This window comes from Pseudomonas syringae (assembly GCF_000737245.1).
Taxonomy (GTDB): Bacteria; Pseudomonadota; Gammaproteobacteria; order Pseudomonadales; family Pseudomonadaceae; genus Aquipseudomonas; species Aquipseudomonas syringae_J.
In genome coordinates this window covers 100,061-121,343 of record NZ_JPQU01000045.1, presented here as the reverse complement: position 1 = coordinate 121,343, position 21,283 = coordinate 100,061, and the positions used below count along the sequence as shown (strand labels likewise).

Annotated in this window: 18 protein-coding genes; 5 read left to right on the top strand and 13 right to left on the bottom strand. The window is 57.5% G+C overall.

From position 1 onward, the window contains the following. Positions 1–54 precede the first annotated feature (54 nt). The 7 genes from lepB to IV01_RS09160 form a co-directional block, all read right to left on the bottom strand. Positions 55–909 carry a signal peptidase I gene (gene lepB / locus IV01_RS09130; RefSeq protein ID WP_032629728.1) on the bottom strand — a complete coding sequence of 285 codons (855 nt, stop codon included), beginning with the start codon at positions 907–909 and terminating at the stop codon, positions 55–57. A 9-nt stretch (positions 910–918) separates the two neighbouring features. Further along, a complete protein-coding gene (gene lepA / locus IV01_RS09135) occupies positions 919–2,715 on the bottom strand; it encodes a translation elongation factor 4 (protein ID WP_032629727.1) in 1,797 nt (598 codons plus the stop codon). Between the two features lie 314 nt (positions 2,716–3,029). After that, positions 3,030–4,676, bottom strand: a complete 1,647-nt coding sequence (gene groL, locus IV01_RS09140; RefSeq protein ID WP_032629725.1) for a chaperonin GroEL — start codon at positions 4,674–4,676, stop codon at positions 3,030–3,032. A gap of 51 nt (positions 4,677–4,727) precedes the next feature. Further along, entirely contained in the window at positions 4,728–5,021 is a 294-nt protein-coding gene (locus tag IV01_RS09145) for a co-chaperone GroES (RefSeq protein WP_020292988.1), read from the bottom strand. Positions 5,022–5,290: 269 nt separating this feature from the next. Next, entirely contained in the window at positions 5,291–5,773 is a 483-nt protein-coding gene (locus tag IV01_RS09150; RefSeq protein WP_032629724.1) for an FxsA family protein, read from the bottom strand. A gap of 66 nt (positions 5,774–5,839) precedes the next feature. After that, on the bottom strand, positions 5,840–6,571 hold the full coding sequence (locus IV01_RS09155) for a HugZ family protein (protein WP_032629722.1): 732 nt from the start codon (positions 6,569–6,571) through the stop codon (positions 5,840–5,842). A 220-nt stretch (positions 6,572–6,791) separates the two neighbouring features. After that, on the bottom strand, positions 6,792–7,799 hold the full coding sequence (locus IV01_RS09160) for a DUF481 domain-containing protein (protein ID WP_032629878.1): 1,008 nt from the start codon (positions 7,797–7,799) through the stop codon (positions 6,792–6,794). 225 nt (positions 7,800–8,024) lie between these two features. On the opposite strand from IV01_RS09160, the gene IV01_RS09165 reads away from it, so the two are divergent. Together IV01_RS09165 and IV01_RS09170 are read left to right on the top strand one after the other, a co-directional pair. Beyond that, positions 8,025–8,318, top strand: a complete 294-nt coding sequence (locus IV01_RS09165; protein ID WP_050507742.1) for an MGMT family protein — start codon at positions 8,025–8,027, stop codon at positions 8,316–8,318. A 42-nt stretch (positions 8,319–8,360) separates the two neighbouring features. Beyond that, a complete protein-coding gene (locus IV01_RS09170; RefSeq protein ID WP_032629720.1) occupies positions 8,361–9,917 on the top strand; it encodes an AmpG family muropeptide MFS transporter in 1,557 nt (518 codons plus the stop codon). Positions 9,918–10,031: 114 nt separating this feature from the next. Here IV01_RS09170 and IV01_RS09175 read toward each other — a convergent pair whose 3' ends face one another. Together IV01_RS09175 and IV01_RS09180 are read right to left on the bottom strand one after the other, a co-directional pair. Beyond that, positions 10,032–10,877, bottom strand: a complete 846-nt coding sequence (locus IV01_RS09175) for a mechanosensitive ion channel family protein (RefSeq protein ID WP_032629719.1) — start codon at positions 10,875–10,877, stop codon at positions 10,032–10,034. A 125-nt stretch (positions 10,878–11,002) separates the two neighbouring features. Then, positions 11,003–11,488, bottom strand: coding sequence for a YajQ family cyclic di-GMP-binding protein (locus IV01_RS09180; protein ID WP_032629717.1), 486 nt, complete (start codon positions 11,486–11,488; stop codon positions 11,003–11,005). Positions 11,489–11,648: 160 nt separating this feature from the next. On the opposite strand from IV01_RS09180, the gene IV01_RS09185 reads away from it, so the two are divergent. From IV01_RS09185 to IV01_RS09195, 3 genes are all read left to right on the top strand, one after another. After that, positions 11,649–12,569: a putative 2-dehydropantoate 2-reductase gene (locus IV01_RS09185; RefSeq protein WP_032629716.1), complete on the top strand. Its 921-nt coding sequence runs from the start codon at positions 11,649–11,651 to the stop codon at positions 12,567–12,569. 108 nt (positions 12,570–12,677) lie between these two features. Further along, complete coding sequence (locus IV01_RS09190; RefSeq protein WP_032629715.1) at positions 12,678–14,714, top strand: sensor histidine kinase; 2,037 nt, start codon at positions 12,678–12,680, stop codon at positions 14,712–14,714. A gap of 13 nt (positions 14,715–14,727) precedes the next feature. Further along, a complete protein-coding gene (locus IV01_RS09195; RefSeq protein WP_032629714.1) occupies positions 14,728–15,303 on the top strand; it encodes a cob(I)yrinic acid a,c-diamide adenosyltransferase in 576 nt (191 codons plus the stop codon). A gap of 141 nt (positions 15,304–15,444) precedes the next feature. Here the strand turns inward: IV01_RS09195 and IV01_RS09200 are convergent, their stop codons facing one another. The 4 genes from IV01_RS09200 to secA form a co-directional block, all read right to left on the bottom strand. Beyond that, a complete protein-coding gene (locus IV01_RS09200; RefSeq protein WP_032629712.1) occupies positions 15,445–16,389 on the bottom strand; it encodes a Nudix family hydrolase in 945 nt (314 codons plus the stop codon). Beyond that, entirely contained in the window at positions 16,386–17,018 is a 633-nt protein-coding gene (locus IV01_RS09205; RefSeq protein WP_032629711.1) for a glutathione S-transferase family protein, read from the bottom strand. The genes IV01_RS09200 and IV01_RS09205 overlap by 4 nt, the downstream gene beginning before the upstream one ends. A gap of 168 nt (positions 17,019–17,186) precedes the next feature. Further along, entirely contained in the window at positions 17,187–18,404 is a 1,218-nt protein-coding gene (gene argJ / locus IV01_RS09210) for a bifunctional glutamate N-acetyltransferase/amino-acid acetyltransferase ArgJ (protein WP_032629710.1), read from the bottom strand. 115 nt (positions 18,405–18,519) lie between these two features. Next, complete coding sequence (secA, locus tag IV01_RS09215; protein ID WP_032629709.1) at positions 18,520–21,252, bottom strand: preprotein translocase subunit SecA; 2,733 nt, start codon at positions 21,250–21,252, stop codon at positions 18,520–18,522. Between the last annotated feature and the right edge of the window lie 31 nt (positions 21,253–21,283).

Below are 21,283 nucleotides of genomic sequence, written 5' to 3'. Positions count from 1 at the left end.
GTTGTCAGCCAGCCCAAATGACATACGGCGCTGATAAACACAGCGCCGCATTGATTACTTGATCAGCCCGACTCGCGAGAAGTTGGGGAAATGACTGAGCTTGGGCTCAGGCCAGCTCATCCATACCGCGAACGCCTTGCCGACAATGTTTTTGTCCGGAACCATGCCCAATTCATCCTTGGGAATGTTGGGATCATCCCAGTAACGGCTGTCGTTGGAGTTGTCGCGGTTGTCGCCCATCATGAAGTAATGACCGGCTGGAACTGTCCACTCACGGTCAGGCGGCGCGCGGTAGCGGCTCATCTCCTGACGGATTTCGTGCTCCACTTCGCCGAGCTTTTCGCTGTACAGCTCTGCGCTGCCCAGCGTGCCCGGCTCGGTGCCGATCAACTGCTTGGCAACCAGCTCACCATTGACGAACAGTTTCTTGTCGCTGGTGTAGCGAATCTGATCGCCCGGCAGACCCACTACACGCTTGATGTAGTTGACACTCGGATCGCTAGGGTAGCGGAACACCATCACATCGCCGTGCTTGGGCTCACCGATGGAAATGACCTTTTCATCAATGACTGGCAAACGAATCCCGTAGGAAAACTTGTTGACCAGAATGAAGTCGCCTACCCGCAGCGTCGGAATCATCGAGCCTGATGGAATCTGGAACGGTTCAACCAGAAACGAGCGCAGAACAAGAACGATAAACAGAACCGGGAAGAAGGATTTGCCGTATTCAACCAGCAAAGGCTCCTTGTTCAAGCGTTCAACGATTTCAATATCCGGCTCGGTGACACTGCCCTGATAAGTCGTGATGGCAGTCCGGCGCCGAGGCGCCAGGACGACCAGATCGAGCAACGCCAGCAAACCGCAAACGAACACGGCGATAACCAGCAACAGCGGGAAATTTAGTGACATAGGACCTGACTATTCCAACCTGAGCACTGCAAGGAAAGCTTCTTGTGGAATTTCCACATTGCCAACCTGCTTCATGCGTTTTTTACCGGCCTTTTGCTTCTCCAGCAATTTACGCTTACGGCTGACGTCGCCGCCATAACATTTGGCCAGTACGTTCTTTCTGAGTGCCTTGACGGTTGTACGCGCAATGATCTGGCCGCCGATGGCTGCCTGAATCGCTACGTCGAACATCTGCCGCGGGATCAGTTCTTTCATCTTCTCTGTCAGCGCACGGCCCTTGTAGGCCGCGTTGTCACGGTGGACGATCAATGCCAGGGCATCGACCTTCTCTGCGTTGATCAGCACATCCAGTTTCACCAGATTGGCGGACTGGTAACGGTCAAAATGATAGTCCAGCGACGCATAACCGCGACTTACCGACTTGAGACGGTCGAAGAAGTCCAGGACCACTTCGTTCATCGGCAGGTCGTAGGTCACTTGTACCTGAGTACCGAGGAACAGCATGTCGTGTTGAACGCCGCGCTTTTCGATGCACAGGGTAATGACGTTACCCAAGTGTTCCTGAGGCACAAGAATGTTTGCCCGAACAATAGGTTCGCGCATGTCTTCGATGGCTGACAGGTCCGGAAGCTTGGACGGGTTATCGACGTAAATCGTTTCACCGGTCTTGAGCAGCAGCTCGAAAATAACCGTTGGCGCGGTGGTGATCAGGTCCAGATCGTATTCACGCTCCAGACGCTCCTGGATGATCTCCATGTGCAGCATGCCGAGGAAGCCGCAACGGAAGCCGAAGCCCAGTGCGTCAGAGCTTTCTGGCGAGTACTGCAAGGAGGAATCATTCAGCGTCAGCTTTTGCAGCGCTTCACGGAAGTCTTCGAAATCATCGGAGCTGACCGGGAACAGACCGGCGTAAACCTGCGGCTGGATGCGTTTGAAGCCTGGCAGCACTTCAACGTCCGGCGTGGTGTTCAAGGTCAGGGTGTCACCCACCGGGGCACCATGAATGTCCTTGATGCCGGCGATGATGAAGCCCACTTCGCCAGCCTTCAGATCAACGGTAGCAGTGTGCTTGGGGGTGAACACGCCCACGCTGTCGACCAGGTGCATCTTGCCGGTGGACTTGACCAGAATCTTGTCGCCCTTGCGAACCCGACCATGGCGCACGCGCACCAGGGAAACAACGCCCAGGTAGTTGTCGAACCAGGAGTCGATGATCAAGGCTTGCAGCGGATCTTCGATATTGCCGGTCGGTGCAGGGATAGTGTGAACCAGTCGCTCCAGCACCTCATCGACGCCCATGCCGCTCTTGGCGCTGCACGCCACGGCATCAGTGGCGTCAATACCGATGATCTTCTCGATCTCTTCCTTGACGCGGTCCGGATCGGCCTGCGGCAGGTCCATCTTGTTCAGCACCGGCATGACCTCAAGGCCCTGCTCGATGGCGGTGTAGCAGTTGGCTACCGACTGGGCTTCAACGCCTTGGCCGGCATCGACCACCAACAGAGCACCTTCACACGCTGCCAGGGAACGGCTGACTTCATAGGTGAAGTCGACGTGGCCCGGGGTGTCAATGAAGTTCAGCTGGTAGGTCTTGCCGTCATTGGCCTTGTAATGCAGCGTAACGCTGTGCGCCTTGATGGTGATCCCGCGCTCACGCTCGAGATCCATGGAGTCAAGCACCTGCGCTTCCATTTCGCGCTCGGACAAGCCACCGCACATTTGAATGAAACGGTCGGCCAGCGTCGACTTGCCATGGTCAATGTGGGCGATGATGGAGAAATTACGGATATGACTCAAATCACTCACGGATCAACACTCAAAAAGGTTGCAGGCAGATTGCCCGCCGAAAAATAGCCGGGAATTGTACCTGAACTAAGCCTTGGGCGTCACGTTTGCAGGTGAGCGGTTCAGGAATGGGTCAGTAAATCGATGCATGGCACCGGACCTGTAGGAGCGAGCTTGCTCGCGATTCGGTGTGTGCCGCACTAAATGTTTTGACTGGAACGAGGCTATCGCGAGCAAGCTCGCTCCTACAAGTCCCGATACACCGGAGGGTCACCCATAAAAAACCCCGCACAAGGCGGGGTTCTTTTGGGCTGTAGCTAGAGCGTGAAGCTGGCTTACATCATGCCGCCCATGCCACCCATGCCGCCCATATCTGGCATGCCGCCGCCAGCTGGAGCCTTGTCGTCCGGAGCATCAGCGATCATGGCTTCGGTGGTGATCATCAGGCTGGCGATAGAGGACGCAGCCTGCAGAGCAGAGCGAGTCACTTTAGCCGGGTCCAGGATACCCATTTCGATCATGTCGCCGTATTCGCCGGTAGCAGCGTTGTAACCGAAGTTACCCGAACCCTGCTTGACCTTGTCGACTACAACGCTTGGCTCGTCACCGGAGTTGGCAACGATCTGGCGCAGTGGAGCTTCTACAGCGCGACGCAGCAGAGCGATACCGACGTTCTGATCAGCGTTGTCGCCTTTCAGCTCGGAGATAGCCTGCAGGGAGCGAACCAGAGCCACGCCACCGCCAGGTACCACGCCTTCTTCAACGGCTGCACGGGTTGCGTGCAGGGCGTCTTCAACGCGGGCTTTCTTCTCTTTCATTTCAACTTCGGAACCAGCACCGACTTTGATCACTGCAACGCCGCCGGACAGCTTGGCCAGACGCTCTTGCAGTTTTTCTTTGTCGTAATCCGAAGACGTGTCACCGATTTGCTGGCGGATCTGAGCGATACGCGAGTCGATGTCGGCTTTGACGCCAGCACCGTCGATTACGGTGGTGTTTTCTTTGTTCAGCACAACGCGCTTGGCATTACCCAGGTGTTCCAGGGTAGTGGTTTCCAGGCTCAGGCCGATTTCTTCGGAGATAACGGTACCGCCGGTCAGGACAGCGATGTCCTGCAGCATTGCCTTGCGACGGTCGCCGAAACCTGGAGCCTTCACGGCTGCAACTTTAACGATACCGCGCATGTTGTTCACAACCAGAGTCGCCAGGGCTTCGCCTTCAACGTCTTCAGCAACGATCAACAGCGGACGGCCGGCTTTGGCCACTGCTTCCAGAACTGGCAGCATTTCGCGGATGTTGGAGATCTTTTTGTCGACCAGCAGGATCAGCGGGCTGTCCAGCTCGGCAACCATGGTGTCCGGCTTGTTGATGAAGTACGGGGACAGGTAGCCACGGTCGAACTGCATGCCTTCAACAACCGACAGTTCGTTTTCCAGACCAGTGCCTTCTTCAACGGTGATAACGCCGTCTTTGGTCACTTTTTCCATGGCTTCGGCAATTATGTCGCCGATGGAGTTGTCGGAGTTGGCCGAGATAGTACCCACCTGGGCAATTGCCTTGGTGTCGGTGCAAGGCTTGGACAGCTTCTTCAGCTCGGCAACGATGGCGATGGTCGCCTTGTCGATACCGCGCTTGAGGTCCATCGGGTTCATGCCGGCAGCGACGGCTTTCAGGCCTTCGTTGACGATGGCCTGAGCCAGAACGGTTGCAGTGGTAGTACCGTCGCCAGCGTCATCGTTGGCACGGGAGGCAACGTCTTTGACCAGCTGCGCGCCCATGTTTTCGAAACGGTCTTTGAGTTCGATTTCTTTGGCAACCGAAACACCGTCTTTGGTGATCAGAGGAGCGCCGAAGCTCTTCTCGATGATCACGTTACGGCCTTTAGGGCCCAGAGTTGCTTTTACTGCGTCAGCCAGGACGTTTACACCGGCGAGCATTTTTTTGCGGCCAGAATCGCCGAATTTAACTTCTTTAGCAGCCATGATCGATCTTCCTTAAATACTTTGGGTAGTAACGGAAACTAGCGGGGTGACTCAAGCTTCGACGACCGCGAGAATTTCGTTCTCGCTCATCACCAGCAGGTCTTCGCCATCTACTTTCACAGTGTTGCTGCCGGAGTACGGGCCAAACACCACTTTGTCACCCACTTTCACGGCCAGCGCACGTACTTCACCGTTGTCCAGCACGCGGCCGGTACCTACAGCGAGGATCTCGCCACGGTTTGGCTTTTCAGCAGCCGAACCTGGCAGAACGATACCGCCAGCAGTTTTGGATTCTTCTTCGCTGCGACGGATTACGACGCGGTCATGCAGAGGACGAAGCTTCATTGTCGATCTCCTAATTATGGTTTTTGAGCGGCCGGTGAGGACACCGGCGGGTTAAAGCATCCGGCGTTGCCGGTTACGGTTCGACGAGCGAACCGCAGAATACGGTCTGGCGTAACTGCCAGAAACCTTGCGGTGACCCATACATAAGGGCGGGCAAGTTGATTACAAGGCCGGGCGTTGAATTTTTTTGTCGAATATCGGGGACTTTGAAGCGAGCGCGGCACCCGCAAAGACTTCGCAGATGCCGTGCTACCGGGAGATTGACCGAATTATTTGTCGCGATGCTCGAACTCGCCTTCGATCACATCCGGCTTGCGAGTCGGCGGATGAATTGAGCTCGGACGGCCCGGATCATTGCTGGCGGGCATGTCTTCAGCAAAAGCCCGCTGGCGTAAAGCCTGTTCTTCGGCACGCTTGCGCATGGTGCTGACCAGCAATTTGCGAGTGAACGGCAGCAGACAGATGATGCCCAGCACGTCGCTGATAAAACCTGGCAACAACAACAGACCGCCACCCACGGCAATCATCAGACCGTCCAGCATTTGCTGGGCAGGCAATTCACCACGAGACAGGCTTTCACGGGCGCGCATGGCGGTCGCGAAGCCGGCAACCCGGATGATGAACAAACCGGCCAGGGAGGTCATGACCACCAGCAGGAATGTCGCAAAGAAGCCGATCGACATGCCCACGCGAACCAGAATGAACAATTCCAGCACGGGAAAAAGCAGGAACAACAGCAGAAAAACACGCATCAATTGAATTCCTCAACGCAAGAATGCCTTGCAGTAGACCTTACGTGACGTCAGGAAAACGTGAATTCAAGCCTCCTGACGCTCAGAAACGGGCCATTTTTGCGCGTGAGCCAATAGGACCAAGGCTTCGCGCACTTGTTTCGGTGTGTTACAGGGCTCACTGAAAGCCAGCCAGTATAGCCGCTGAGCGATACGCAGGTGCATGCCTTCGCTGTCGATACCCACCAATTGCGCAGGCTCGGTCTGTGGCAAGCCGGTGAGTTCCACATAATGCGCGATGGCGTTGGCGTGGTCGGCATTCATGTGTTCAACCATGCTGGTTTCAGCTGCGCCAGCGAAAGGGTTGGGCAGTGCTACATCATCCAGCCAGTGAATGGCACCGAAACCGCCGATGAAACGATAGCGCACAGGCGTCAGCACCCAGAAATCGAAATCATGGGCGCTGTGATAGCTCTGGGATTCAGGGAAATAACGGTAATAACGTTGTGCAGCGGCCTCGATAGCGTCTGCGTCCACAAGCTTTTCTGCCTCGGCCATGACGGTTACACGTCCGGTCGCCTGAACGTCATCGGCTTCACGCTCACCGACCAGCAGAGAACACTTGGCGTCCTTGCCCAGGTTATGGGTGTGCTGAGCGATGCGGCTGATCAGAATCAACGGCCGTCCCTGCCCGTCCAGGCAGTAAGGCACCGAAGAGCCAAAGGGGAAGCCGGGCATGGACTTGGAATGCGTGGACAACACACCCCGGTATTCCTTGAGCAACAGCTCTCGTGCCTGGCGGGAAGCCTTGACGCTCATCTTGATCACTCCTTAATAAGGGATAACGACAACCTGCCGATTGGGCACGCACAGGCGACGCCATGACAAGTTAATAGTTATCGAGGGGAGGATGCAAAGAGGCAATCGGTAGGAGCTCACGAGCAATGCGAGGCAGCGATAGCGGTGCATCAGACAGACCGCTATCGCTGGCCTCGTAACCTCGGTGAGCTCCTACGGGTATTGCGTGGATATTGCTCGCTTACCAGGTCACACCAAAACCAGCGGTGTAACGGGTTTTGTCCAAGTCGCCCTGATCAGAACCGCTGATGACGTTCTTCTCGGCTTTGAGGTTAAGCGAAGCCCAGTCGGTGACTTTGTAGCGCAGCCCAACCTCGGCATCCAGCGAGTAGTCGGCAACGCCGCTGATTGGCTTGCCCAATTCGCCATTGGTGAAGAACTCGACTTTCTTGCCGATCAGGAAACGGTTGTAATCCCAGGTGCCGGCTACCGAGTAGAAATTGTCCTTCTCGCCAGTGCTGTATTCAAAGTCGGTACGGTTCAACAGCGAACCCAGTTTGAACGCGCCCAGTTCGTCATCCCAGAACTGATAGCCAGGACCGGTACCGACGGTGCGCTGACGGGCCAGATCTTCGACTTTGTCGCGCTTGTAGCTGATTCGTCCGTCCCAGAACCAGTTTTCGGTCAGGAAGCGGTCGATGGAGTATTCAGCGCTCCAGTTGTCAGTGCTGACCAAATCATCCTGGGTTTCGCGGTTGTAATCGCCCTTGGCGTTATGACGCCATTGGCCATGTCGTGCGGAAGTCTTGAACGCGATGTTGTAATCGTCGGTATCGTTCTCAGCCTTCTGGAAATCCAGTGCGGCATCGATGTTCCCCTTCCAGACCAGATCAGTGATGATCGGCTTGGGCTTGAGCATCTGCTGAATGCTGGCCAGTTCGACAGTCTTTGGCGCATCGCCATTGGCGAGGATAACCTTGCCATCATCGGCAGGCTGCAATGACTTGGCGATCTCGCCCTGATACGCATCCTGCTTGACCATGAGTTTCTGATCGCTCTGCAGCGTTTTGACCTGCTTCATGTCCAGCGGGATAGTCCCGCCGTAAGCAGTGTCAATCACCAACTTGCCGCCATCGAACAGCTTGATGGTGCCGGTAATCTTGTCGCCATTCTTCAACCAGACGGTATCGGCAAGGAGAGAGGTGGAGGCGAGGGAAACTGCTAGGCACAACAAGGTTCTGGTCAGCATAAGCAAATACATAGGCTCAGTTAGCGGAAAATCGGGCACTGTCCTGTCGGACAACGTCAAGGCAATCGAAGACCGCCGCGGGCATAGCATTCACAGACCGTAGGATTATTCCGTAGTTCAATGAACGAATGAAGACGACCTATATACAGGAATAAACCCGTGTTAGACGAGAACTCGCAGCAGTCAAGCCTGGATTCGGCTGAAATCAGGAGAACAGCCCTATATATGACGCTGAACCAGGTCCCGGCGGGGAAAGTCGTGAGTTATGGGCAATTGGCCGAGTTGGCCGGACTTGGACGCGCTGCCCGCTGGGTCGGGCGCACCTTGAGCCAGTTGCCGGATGGCACTTCTCTTCCGTGGCACCGGGTTATTGGCGCTGGCGGCAAAGTCAGCCTGAAGGCCGGAACAGTCTCCGGCGACGAACAGCGGGCCCGTTTGCGTGCCGAAGGGGTGTTGGTACAAAACAATCGGATAGATATCCGGCGCCATGGCTGGCGCCCGATGGAGCACAGCGGTTAGAGTGCGCCCTTTGTTTTCGTAACCTGAGGCAGACTCCAGCCCATGCCCCGTAAAACCTGGCGCGCCGCGCTCGCCGCATATGCCAGCCCCTCGACGTTAGTGCTGTTACTGCTGGGCTTTGCCGCCGGCATGCCTTACATGCTGGTGTTCTCAACCTTGTCGGTCTGGTTGCGCGAAGCCGGAGTCGCTCGCGAAACCATCGGCTATGCCAGCCTGATCGGCCTTGCCTATGCCTTCAAATGGGTGTGGTCACCGCTGCTCGACCAATGGCGTCTACCGTTGCTGGGTAAGCTGGGGCGTCGCCGTTCCTGGCTGGTACTGTCGCAATCATTGGTGATTCTGGGCCTGATCGGCATGGGCTTCTGCGACCCGCAGCAGCACTTGTCGTGGCTGATCGCAATTGCCGTGGTCGTGGCCTTCTCGTCTGCCACTCAAGACATCGCGATCGACGCCTATCGCCTGGAAATCGCCAACGACACTCAGCAGGCCGCCCTCGCCGCCAGCTATATGTCCGGCTATCGCGTGGCTGCCCTGCTCGCCACCGCTGGCGCGCTGTATTTCGCTGAAGGCTTCGGCTCAACCGGTTTTGCCTACAAGCACTCGGCATGGACCGGCACTTACGTGCTGTTCGGCCTGCTGATGCTGCCTGCGCTGATCACTACACTGATCATGCGAGAGCCGCCAGTGGCATTGCGCACCCAGCTTTCAGCGGCGCGTTACGGCTTCACCCATCAGCTGGCATCGGTGTTTGTGCTTATTGTGCTGCTGGTCTCAGTTCCCGCGATGTTCACCCAGCTGTACAACACTGATTTCGCCAGCGTGCTGTTTCAAGGCACCAGCTGGATGGATCTGCTGCTGGAAGACCGGGCATTCCTGCGCGCGATTCTCTACACGATACTGACCACCGCCTGCCTGTCATCCATGGGCCGACGCGGCCTGGCGCCGGTTCTGACGCCTATCAACGACTTTATCCTGCGCTATCGCTGGCAGGCATTTCTGCTGCTCGGGCTGATTGCGACCTATCGCATGTCAGACACGGTCATGGGTGTGATGGCCAACGTTTTCTACATTGACCAAGGTTTCACCAAAGATCAGATTGCCAGTGTCAGCAAGATCTTCGGGCTGATCATGACGTTGCTGGGGGCCGGTTTTGGCGGGTTGTTGATCGTGCGCTTCGGCATCATGCCGATTCTGTTTATCGGTGGCCTGACTTCAGCGGCGACCAATATTCTGTTCCTTCTGCTCGCCGACATGGGCCCGAACCTGCAAATGCTGGTGCTGACCATTTCGCTGGATAACTTCAGCTCGGGGCTGGCGACTTCAGCCTTCGTGGCTTACCTGTCGAGCCTGACCAACCTCAAGTTCTCGGCAACCCAATACGCGTTGCTCAGCTCGATCATGCTGCTGTTGCCGCGGCTGATCGGTGGCTATTCAGGCGTGATGGTGGAGAAGTTCGGCTATCACAATTTCTTCCTGATCACCGCCCTGCTAGGGGTGCCGACACTGATCATGATCATCTTGCAGTGGAGCAAGGAGACGAAGCAGGACAAGGCTGCCGAGGAGCTGGAGGCTGAAAAGCCCTCGCAAGAGCAGCTATGAACCTGTGGGAGCGGTGCCTGCCCGCGATAAGGCTGGACGCGATCTAAGGTCAACCGCGTCCAGCCTTATCGCGGGCAGGCACCGCTCCCACAGGTCATGTGATCCATTGAACAACTACTTCGGCGCTGTCTGATCCTGCACCACTCGAATCACCCGCTGCGGAAACGGAATGTCGATGTTGGCTGCTTTCAGTCGGTCACGTGCTTCGGCGTTGAACATGAACATGACATCCCAATAGTCCGGAGTATTGACCCAAACCCGCAAGGAAACAGTGATGGAGCTGTCGCCCAGCGTGGAGATCACAGCCGCCGGGGCCGGGTCAGGCAGTATCCGGGGATCATTGGCCAAATCCAAAAGGACTTGGCGCGCGGTCTGCAGGTCCGCCTCATAATCCACACCAACATCGAACACCACCTTTCTGGTTGGCTGGCGATTGGTGTTGGTGATGATGCCGTTGGACAGGTTGCCATTAGGCAGAATCACCGTCCGGTTATCCCCTGTGCGCAGAATCGTGTGGAAAATCTGAATGCTATCCACTGTCCCGGCAACGCCCTGCGCCTCGATCCAGTCACCAATACGAAACGGACGGAACAACAAAATCAGCACCCCGCCGGCGAAGTTCGCCAGGCTGCCCTGCAGTGCCAGTCCGATCGCCAAACCTGCCGCAGCGATCGCCGCCACGAATGAGGTGGTTTCTACGCCGATCATCGACGCAACGCTGACCAACAACAGAACTTTAAGAATGATATTGGCCAGGCTGCTGATGAAGCCCTGCAGTGCCAGGTCGGCATTACGCAGTGCCAACAGCGCGCCGACCTTGGAGGTTAGACGGTTGATCAGCCACCAACCAATGATCAAGGTGACCAGGGCCAACAGCACGCGGCTGCCGTATTCCATGATCATCGGCAGCCAGGCCTGGGAGGCCTTTACCAAATGATCGATTTCGGCATTCAAATCCATCTTTTTCTCCTTACAGTTCGCGAAACCGGTGGCTGAACCTTCAGATCAAGCCTGAAGATTCAGCCACCTGCACTGGCCTGGGACGCGGGCTGAACACAGAGGTTCCCCACCTCTCGGCCAGACAATCAGTCGCGGAAGTTGTTGAACTGCAACGGCATGCCGAATTCATGAGCACGCAGTACAGCCATGGCTTCTTGCAGATCATCACGCTTTTTGCCGGTAACCCGGACCTGCTCGCCCTGAATGGCGGCCTGAACCTTGAGTTTGGCTTCTTTGATGTGAGCGACGATTTTCTTCGCCAGCTCTTTGTCGATACCTTCCTTGAGCACCGCGTCCTGCTTCATCAGCTTGCCGGATGCAAATGCATCTTTGACTTCGAGACATTTGACGTCGATCTTGCGCTTGACCAGGCACAGTTTGAGGATTTCGATCATCGCTTCAAGCTGGAACTCGGCCTCGGCCGTCAGGTTGACGGTCAGGTCCTTTTCCTTGAATTCGAACTCGCCTTTGCCTTTCAAGTCGTAGCGACGGTCCAGCTCTTTGATGGCGTTGTCGACGGCATTAGTGACTTCGTGTTTATCCAGTTCGGACACTACGTCGAACGAGGGCATGTCATTTCTCCGGTTAAAAGGCGTATGGAAACGCTTGGCTTGACGGTGTTGAATCGCGGTTATTATAACGGGACTTTTCCCGCGTTCACTGCGAGCGTTCCATGTCGACAGCCGATTTACCGTTCTCGTGCCCACCGATTTGCCTGGTAGTGACCCACTGATGTCGATGACCTGGCATGTTTTGGGAGCCGGAAGCCTCGGTAGCCTGTGGGCAGCGCGTCTTGCACGAACTGGTGTGTCTGTGCGTTTGATCCTGCGCGATGCCGCTCGACTGGCCGCCTACGAGGCTAATGGCGCGACCCTGACCCTGATTGAGCAAGGCGTTGAGAGCCGGCTGGCCATCAGCGCCCAGACCGTCGACAGCGACGAGCCCATCCACCGACTGCTGCTGGCCTGCAAGGCTTACGACGCCGAGCAGGCAATTGCATCGCTGGCGTCACGACTGGGCCCCAATGCTGAGGTCATCCTGCTGCAAAATGGCCTGGGCAGCCAGGATGCCGTCGCCGCGCAAATTCCGAAGGCGCGCTGCATCTTCGCGTCGAGCACCGAAGGCGCGTTTCGCCAGCAGGATTGGCAGGTCGTGTTCGCCGGTCACGGCTACACCTGGTTGGGCGACCCTCAGGATCCGACTCCGCCCTCCTGGCTCGAAGAGCTGCACAACAGCGGGATTCCCCATGAATGGACCCCGGACATCCTCACCCGCCTGTGGCGCAAACTGGCCCTCAACTGCGCGATCAATCCCCTGACGGTCCTGCATGCTTGCCGCAACGGTGGGCTGCTTGAGCATCACTGTGAAGTCGCAACCCTCTGCGCCGAACTGTCCGGGCTGCTGGAGTGTTGTGGGCAGCCAGCCGCCGCAGAGGACCTGCACAACGAGGTGCTACGGGTGATTCAGGCCACAGCTGCCAACTACTCGTCGATGTATCAGGATGTCGCTCAGGGGCGCCGCACTGAAATCAGTTATCTGCTGGGTTACGCCTGTGCGACCGCCAAACGCCATCGATACGCTGCTCCTCATTTGCAACAGCTGCAGCATCGGCTTGTCGAACAGTTGGCGAACAAAGGCCTGCGTACTGAGTAGTGTCCCACCTCAATTGAACAGCTTATCTGCGAGAAGCGAGACTCGGTTTGCCCAACCGCTAAACCGCGCGCTACCCTAATTACTTCCCATCAGTGTGTGATTTACCTCATGTCATTGCGCCAACGCCTGGAAAACCTGCCGGTCGGCCAGAAGCTGCTGGCTGCCCTGCTGGTCTTGCTGACCACTGTCCTGCTGGTGGCCAACCTGACTTTCATCAGCGCCGCTTACTATATTTCCCAGGAAGCCATGGCGCCCCAGGCCTTGCAGACCATTGGCCGACTGATTAGCAATCCGAATCTTGCCGAGCAGGCACTCAGCTCACCGAGCAATGCCGACGCGCTGCTTAAGGAGCTGAAAAGCTACGGCCCCTTGCGCGCGGCGGCGCTGTACGACAACAACGGTGAACGGCTGGGCCAGTTGCAGCAGGGTGACAAGCTGAAGTTGCCCGCTCACTTCCAGGACATCGACACCTGGCGCATTACTGAATTTCGCAACACCCAGGTCATTCCCGTTCCGAAAACAGGGCAGGCTCCGGGCCACCTGTTATTAGTGGCCAGCAGCGAGTTACCCACTGCGTTTTATACCGGCACTTTGACCGCCAGCCTGGGCATTCTGGTGTTCAGCGTATTGCTCTGGCTGATCATCGCCCGGCAGATTCGCCGCCTGATTACCGAGCCTATCTACCAGCTCGAAGAGTTGTCCCGGCAGGTCACCCGGGAAGAAAGCTATGCGCTGCGGGCCGAGCCGGGCAACAAAGACGAAATCGGCAGTCTGGCCGAGGCGTTCAACACCATGCTGTCGCGGATGGAAGCCCGGGAGCAGCAACTCAAGCGCGCCCGGGACGACTCTCAGGAGGCTTACGATCAGGCTCAGGGGCTCGCCGAAGAAACCCGCAACACCAACCGCAAGCTGGAACTTGAAGTAAAAGTACGCAGCAAGATCGAGAAAAAGCTCACCGGCTTTCAGAACTACCTGAACAGCATCATCGATTCCATGCCTTCGGCGCTGATCGCCCTCGACGAACAGCTCTACGTCACCCAGTGGAACCAAGAGGCCAGCGCGCTTTCCGGTACACCGCTGGACGAAGCCCTCAACCAGCCGATCTTTCTCGCCTTTGCGCCGATGAAGACCTTCCTGCCTCAGCTCAAGCAGACCGTCGAGCGGCACCGAGTGACCAAAATCGAGCGGGTGACCTGGATCAAGGACGAAGAACGCCGCCACTACGCCCTGACCTTTTACCCGCTGACCGGCGATGCAGGACGGGGCGTAGTGATCCGCATCGACGACATCACCCAGCGGCTGTCCCTGGAAGAAATGATGGTGCAGTCGGAGAAGATGCTTTCCGTCGGCGGGCTGGCAGCGGGCATGGCCCACGAGATCAATAATCCCCTGGGCGCGATCCTGCATAACGTGCAGAACATCCGCCGGCGACTGTCCAGCGACCTGCCGAAAAACATTGAGCAAGCCGAAGCTGAAGGCATCGACCTGGAAACCGTCAATCGCTATCTGATCAGCCGGGAGGTGCCGCAGCTGCTGGATGGCATTGCGCAAGCCGGCGCCCGGGCGGCGAAGATCGTCAGCCACATGCTCAGTTTCAGCCGCCTCAGCACCCGGCAGATGGCGCCTTGCGACCTGCCCGCGCTGATCGATCAGGCGTTGGAAATCGCCAGTAACGACTTTGATTTGACCATCGGTTTCGACTTTAAAGGCCAGGCCATTGTCCGCCAGTTCGACCCGGATCTTGGCCCAGTGCCCGGCACCGCCAACGAACTGGAACAGGTGCTGCTCAACCTGCTGAAAAACGCCGCGCAAGCCATCCACCAGCGTCCGGACGACAGCGAGCCGGGCCGGATCATCTTGCGCACTCGTCTCAACCCTCCATGGGCAGAGATTCAGGTAGAAGACAACGGCGTCGGCATGTCGGAAAACGTGCGCAAGCGGACGTTCGAGCCGTTTTTCACCACCAAGGAAATCGGCCAGGGCACCGGCCTTGGGCTGTCGGTTTCGTATTTCATCATCACCAACAATCACAAAGGTCAGATGGAGGTTCAATCCTCGCTCGGCCATGGCACCTGCTTTACCTTACGCCTGCCATTGGCGGGTAGTCAGGTCGCAGTGCCAGAAGCGGTTATTTCACCGCTATGACGGAGTAATAAGAATGGGCTTTCGCTTGTCGAAAATTTACACGCGCACCGGTGATACCGGCGAAACCGGACTGGGCGATGGGCGTCGGGTTTCCAAAGACCACCCACGGGTCGAAGCCATCGGCGACGTGGATACCCTTAATAGCCAATTGGGGCTGCTGCTTGCCGGGTTGGCCGAACAGGCCGAAGTGAAGCCTGCACTCAACGAAGTCATCGAGGTGCTAACCCCTTGTCAGCATCGGTTGTTTGATTTGGGTGGAGAACTGGCGATGCCGGTTTATCAGGCTCTGGATCAGGCAGAGATTGATCGACTGGAAGCTGCCATCGATCTATGGAATGAAGAGCTGGGCCCACTGGAAAATTTCATCCTGCCCGGCGGCTCGGCACTGATCGCCCAGGCCCACGTCTGCCGCAGCCTGGCCCGAAGCGCAGAGCGCCGCTGCCAGCACCTAAATGCAGTTGAGCCCTTGACCGGGTTTGGGTTGGCTTACATCAACAGGCTGTCGGACTTACTGTTCGTTGCGGCGCGAATGATCGCCAAACGCCAGGGTATTGCGGAGATATTGTGGGAGGCAGCGAAGAAGCGGTAATTTCAGGTTCACTACACCAACCCTGTGGGAGCGGTGCTTGCCCGCGATAAGGTTTCGTTGATCTCTCTGTCAAACCGCGGTGCCTGTATCGCGGGCAAGCACCGCTCCCACAGGTGAGCACCGATTCCGTTGGAGCCGGGGTCACTCCCCCGGCCAGAACGCCCGGATCCCCGCTACTCCCTGTGCCCCGCTCTGCCAGGCTTGCTGTTGCTCTGCCGGGCCAAGTCCACCGAGCAGATAAACCGGCTTGTTGAAGCCTGAGATCAACTGCTGCGCCTGCTCCCAACCTAGAGGATGAGCCTCCGGATGAGTCTGGGTTGGCTGCACCGGTGACAAGGTCACGAAATCGACACCCATCTGCTCAGCCAGGCTCAGCTCTTCGGCGTTATGGCAGGACGCCGCCAGCCAGCGCTCTTTGGGAAATGGACGACCATTGGCTGCCAGCTTGCGCAATTGCGCCGATGTCAGGTGCCAGCCTGCTGCGGGGAAGTCGCCCAACCACTCGAGCGGCCCCTTGAGCATCAATTGCGCCTTGCCGGCACACAAACCCACTGCATCCACAGCCAGATCGCGATACTGCGGGTCATAGCCATTCGGTGCACGGAGCTGAATCAGCTTGATACCGCCAGCAATCGCTTTCTGGATGCCACGCAACAGCTGCGGGGTTTCCAGCTCGCCGGGGGTGATCAGGTATTCACCCGGCAGACGAGCCGCCGCGACGATAGGTTGATTGGCCGCCGGGAATTCATAATCGGGCAATTCACGGTTTGAAACCCACGCCAATGGCTGGCCTTCGACACCATGAGGCTCGCCGGTGAACGCCGAGACCTCCCAGACATCCAGCAAAACCTGCTTGTCGGGGTAATCATGCTGAATCCTGATCAGCGGACGGGCTTGGGTAACGACGATGTTCAGCTCTTCCTGTAGCTCTCGGGCCAAGGCAGCTTCCACAGCTTCACCCGGCTCGACCTTACCGCCGGGAAATTCCCACAGCCCGCCTTGGTGCTGGCTGTCGGCGCGGCGTGCGATAAGGATCCTGCCGTCAGCTCCACGGATGACGGCGGCGGCTACATGAACTCGTTTCACGCGGGAGTTTCCTCTAGAGCGGCCTGTTGCCAACGCTGGAAAACCGGCCATTGATAGATGGTTTCGACGTAAGCCGCCGCTTCAGGCGGCAGCACAACCTGATACGTGCGCAAACGGATGGCGACCGGGGCAAAGAAGGCGTCGGCAACGCTGGCCTTGCCGAACAGAAACGGTCCGCTTTCGCTCGCCGCAGCACGGCATTCTGCCCAAAGCTGGACAATCCGCTCGATATCGCCTTGGGTATCCACCGGGATAACCTCCAGTGCTTCATCGCGGCGCAAATCCATCGGCATGTTGGAGCGCAGCCCCATGAAGCCGCTATGCATTTGCGCGCAAGCTGAACGCGCCTGGGCTCGGTCGGCGGTGTCAGCAGGCCAGAGACCGGCTTCGGGGAATTGTTCGGCGAGGTATTCGATGATTGCCAGGGAATCGGCAATGGTGCCCTGTGGCGTTTTCAGCAGTGGCACTTTGCCGGTTGGCGAGTGCTCCAGCATCAACTGCCGGGTATTCGCCTGATTCAGCGGTATCAGTTGCTCGCTGTGAGCCGCCCCCGTCATGTACAGCGCCAATGCCGCACGCAGAGACCAGGAAGAATAGCGTTTGTCGCCGATGATCAGGTGCAGGGTCATTTCGGTGTCCTTACTTGAATGATGAACCGTAGGAGCGCGCTTGCCCGCGATGGCATTAGCACGGGCGAAAAAATATATTGAGCCTAAAATCGAATCGCGGGCAAGCGCGCTCCTACAGCAAAGCGACAGCACGGTGCCAGGGACACCGCACCATCATCAGGAAGCACCTTACGTGCGGTATTCCGCATTGATCTTGACGTACTCGTGGGACAGGTCGGTGGTCCAGATGGTTTCGCTGCAATCGCCACGGCCCAGTTCAATGCGGATGGTGATTTCTGCTTGCGCCATGACGGCCGAGCCCTGCTCTTCAGTGTAGGTGGTCGCGCGGCAACCTTTGCTGGCGATGCAGACCGAACCCAGGAATACGTCGATCTTGCTGACATCCAGATCAGGAACACCGGCACGGCCCACAGCCGCCAGAATTCGGCCCCAGTTTGGATCGGACGCAAACAGTGCCGTCTTGATCAGCGGCGAGTGCGCGACCGCGTAACCAACGTCCAGGCACTCCTGATGATTGCCGCCACCGTTGACTTCAACGGTCACGAACTTGGTCGCGCCTTCACCGTCACGGACGATGGCCTGAGCCACTTCCATGCACACCTCGAACACCGCCTTCTTCAGCGCGTCGAACAGCGGGCCTTTGGCTTCGGTGACTTCAGGCAGATTGGCCTGACCAGTGGCAATCAGCATGCAGCAGTCGTTGGTCGAGGTATCGCCATCGATGGTGATGCGGTTGAACGACTTGTTGGCGCCATCACGAATCAAATCCTGCAACACGCTCTGCGAGACTTTGGCGTCAGTGGCGATGTAACCCAGCATGGTCGCCATGTTCGGGCGGATCATGCCCGCGCCTTTGCTGATGCCGGTAACGGTGATGGTCACGCCGTCGATCTGGAACTGACGGCTAGCGCCTTTGGGCAGGGTGTCGGTGGTCATGATCCCGGTCGCAGCAGCGGCCCAGTTGTCCACAGACAGATCGTCGAGCGCGGCTTGCAGAGCGCCCTCAATCTTTTCCACAGGCAGCGGCTCGCCGATCACACCGGTGGAGTACGGCAGCACGGCAGAGGCATCAACGCCGGTCAGCTCAGCCAGCTTGGCGCAGGTGCGCGCAGCGTTGGCCAGGCCGGGTTCGCCAGTGCCCGCGTTGGCATTGCCGGTGTTGGTCAGCAAATAGCGTACGGAGCCGCCCACACGTTGCTTGGCGAGGATAACCGGAGCCGCGCAAAACGCATTGAGGGTAAAGACGCCCGCAACGCTGGAGCCTTCGGCGCAGCGCATGACCACAACGTCCTTGCGACCCGGGCGTTTGATGCCGGCAGAGGAAATACCCAGTTCAAAACCGGGAACCGGGTGCAATGTCGGCAAAGGACCAAGACCAACAGCCATGAGGTGCGCTCCTTGAAGAATTGTCTGTGCCGCCCTGTCTGGTACGGCAATCGATTGTAAAACGCCGCGACGGCAGAGCCGGTCGCGGCGTTGGTGCTACAGATTCAGACCAGCCTTAACTGATCTGGCCGTGGCAATGCTTGTACTTCTTGCCCGAACCGCACCAGCACAGCTCGTTACGGCCCTGCTTCTGGTCATTGCGGACCGGTAGAGTCGCGACTTCTACGCCTTCTTCAGCCAATACTTCCGGCTGTTCCAGGCCCGGTGCTTCAGCGTGTTCGAACTGCATGCGTTGCGCCAGTTCTTCGGCATCGCGTCGCAGACGAGCTTCCTCTTCTTCCGAATCTTCGCGGCGCACCTGAACGTGTGACAGCACACGGATGGTGTCGCGCTTGATCGAATCCAGGAGTTCCTGGAACAGGGTGAAGGATTCGCGCTTGTATTCCTGCTTCGGGTTCTTCTGAGCGTAACCGCGCAGGTGGATACCGTGACGCAGGTGGTCCATGGTCGACAGATGGTCTTTCCACAAGTCATCCAGTACGCGCAACAGAATCTGCTTCTCAAAGGAGCGCAACGCTTCAGCGCTGGCCTGCTCTTCTTTCTCGTTGTAAGCCGCAAGCAGCTCTTCCATCAACTTGGTACGCAGGGTTTCTTCGTGCAGGTGATCGTCTTCGTCGAGCCACTGCTGGACCGGCAGCTTCACGCCAAAATCGGTCTCCAGCGCAGCTTCCAGACCTGCAACGTCCCATTGCTCAGGCAAGGACTGAGGAGGAATGTGCTGACTGATCAGGCTATTGAGTACGTCCTGGCGGAAGTCGGCAATGGTGTCACCAATATTCGTCGCAGCCAGCAGGCTGTTACGCATGTGGTAGATCACCTTACGCTGCTCGTTGGAAACGTCGTCGAATTCCAGCAATTGCTTACGGATATCGAAGTTGCGACCTTCAACCTTGCGCTGCGCCTTCTCGATCGCGTTGGTCACCATACGGTGCTCGATCGCTTCGCCGGACTGCATACCCAGCGCTTTCATGAAATTCTTCACCCGATCAGAGGCGAAGATGCGCATCAGGCTGTCTTCCAGGGACAGGTAGAAACGGCTTGAACCAGTGTCGCCCTGACGACCGGCACGACCACGCAGCTGGTTGTCGATACGGCGCGATTCATGACGCTCGGAAGCAATTACATGCAGGCCGCCCGCTTCGATCACTTGCTGATGGCGCTTCTGCCAATCAGCCTTGATCTGTGCGATCTGCTCCGGACTAGGATCTTCCAGTGCCGCGACTTCCACTTCCCAGTTACCGCCCAAAAGGATGTCGGTACCGCGACCGGCCATGTTGGTGGCGATGGTCAGCGCGCCCGGACGACCGGCCTGAGCGATGATCTCGGCTTCTTTTTCGTGGAACTTGGCGTTCAGAACCTTGTGACCGATACCTTCCTCATTGAGCAGACGGGACATGTGCTCGGAAGTTTCGATGGTGGCAGTACCCACCAGCACCGGACGATTCTCGGCCAGACAAGCCTTGATGTCAGTCACGATGGCAGCGTACTTCTCTTCCGCCGTGAGGTAGACGAGGTCGTTGAAGTCTTTACGCGCCAGCGGCTTGTTCGGCGGGATGACCACGACCGACAAGGCGTAGATCTGGTGGAACTCGAACGCTTCGGTGTCGGCTGTACCGGTCATGCCGGAAAGCTTGTTATACAGACGGAAGTAGTTCTGGAACGTGGTCGAAGCCAGAGTCTGGCTTTCGGCCTGAATGTTCAGATTTTCCTTCGCTTCGATGGCCTGGTGCAGGCCTTCGGACAGACGGCGACCCGGCATGGTACGACCGGTGTGCTCGTCGACCAGCAGGATCTGGCCGTCCTGGACGATGTATTCAACGTTGCGGTTGAACAGAGTATGCGCACGCAGCCCGGCGTAAACGTGAGTCAGCAGACCCAGGTTGTGTGCCGAGTACAGGCTTTCGCCTTCAGCCAGCATGCCGACTTCGGTGAGCATCTCTTCGATGAACTGGTGACCGGCTTCGTTCAGCTCAACCTGACGGGTTTTTTCGTCAACGGTGTAGTGACCGGCTTTGGTGACCTCGCCTTCCACTTCCTCGATGTGCTGCACGAGGCGCGGGATCAGGCGGTTGATTTCGGTGTACAGCTTGGAGCTGTCTTCGGCCTGACCGGAAATGATCAGCGGCGTACGGGCTTCGTCGATGAGGATCGAGTCAACTTCGTCGATCACGGCAAAATTGAGCTCGCGCTGGAACTTGTCTTCCATGCTGAAAGCCATGTTGTCGCGCAGGTAATCGAAACCGAACTCGTTGTTGGTGCCGTAGGTGATATCAGCGGCGTAGGCTTCACGCTTTTCCTCAGGTGGCTGGAAAGGCGTGACGATGCCAACGCTCAGGCCGAGGAATTCGTACAGCGGACGCATCCAGTTGGCATCTCGACGAGCCAGGTAGTCGTTCACGGTAATTACGTGAACGCCCTTGCCGGACAACGCGTTGAGATAGACCGCCAGCGTACCCACCAGGGTCTTGCCTTCACCGGTACGCATTTCGGCAATCATGCCTTCGTGCAAGGTCATGCCGCCGATCAACTGGACGTCGAAGTGGCGCATGCCCATGACACGCTTGCCTGCTTCACGAGCAACCGCGAAAGCTTCAGGAAGCAGCTTATCGAGGGTCTCACCTTTGGCTAAGCGGGCCTTGAACTCTTCGGTCTTGGCACGCAATTGCTCGTCCGAAAGGGCCACCATTTGCTCTTCGAAGGCATTGACGAGTTGAACCGTCTTGAGCATGCGCTTCACTTCACGCTCGTTCTTGCTTCCAAAAAGTTTTTTTAACAAAGGCGCAAACATATCGACAGGATCTTCCACACATAGGAATGGA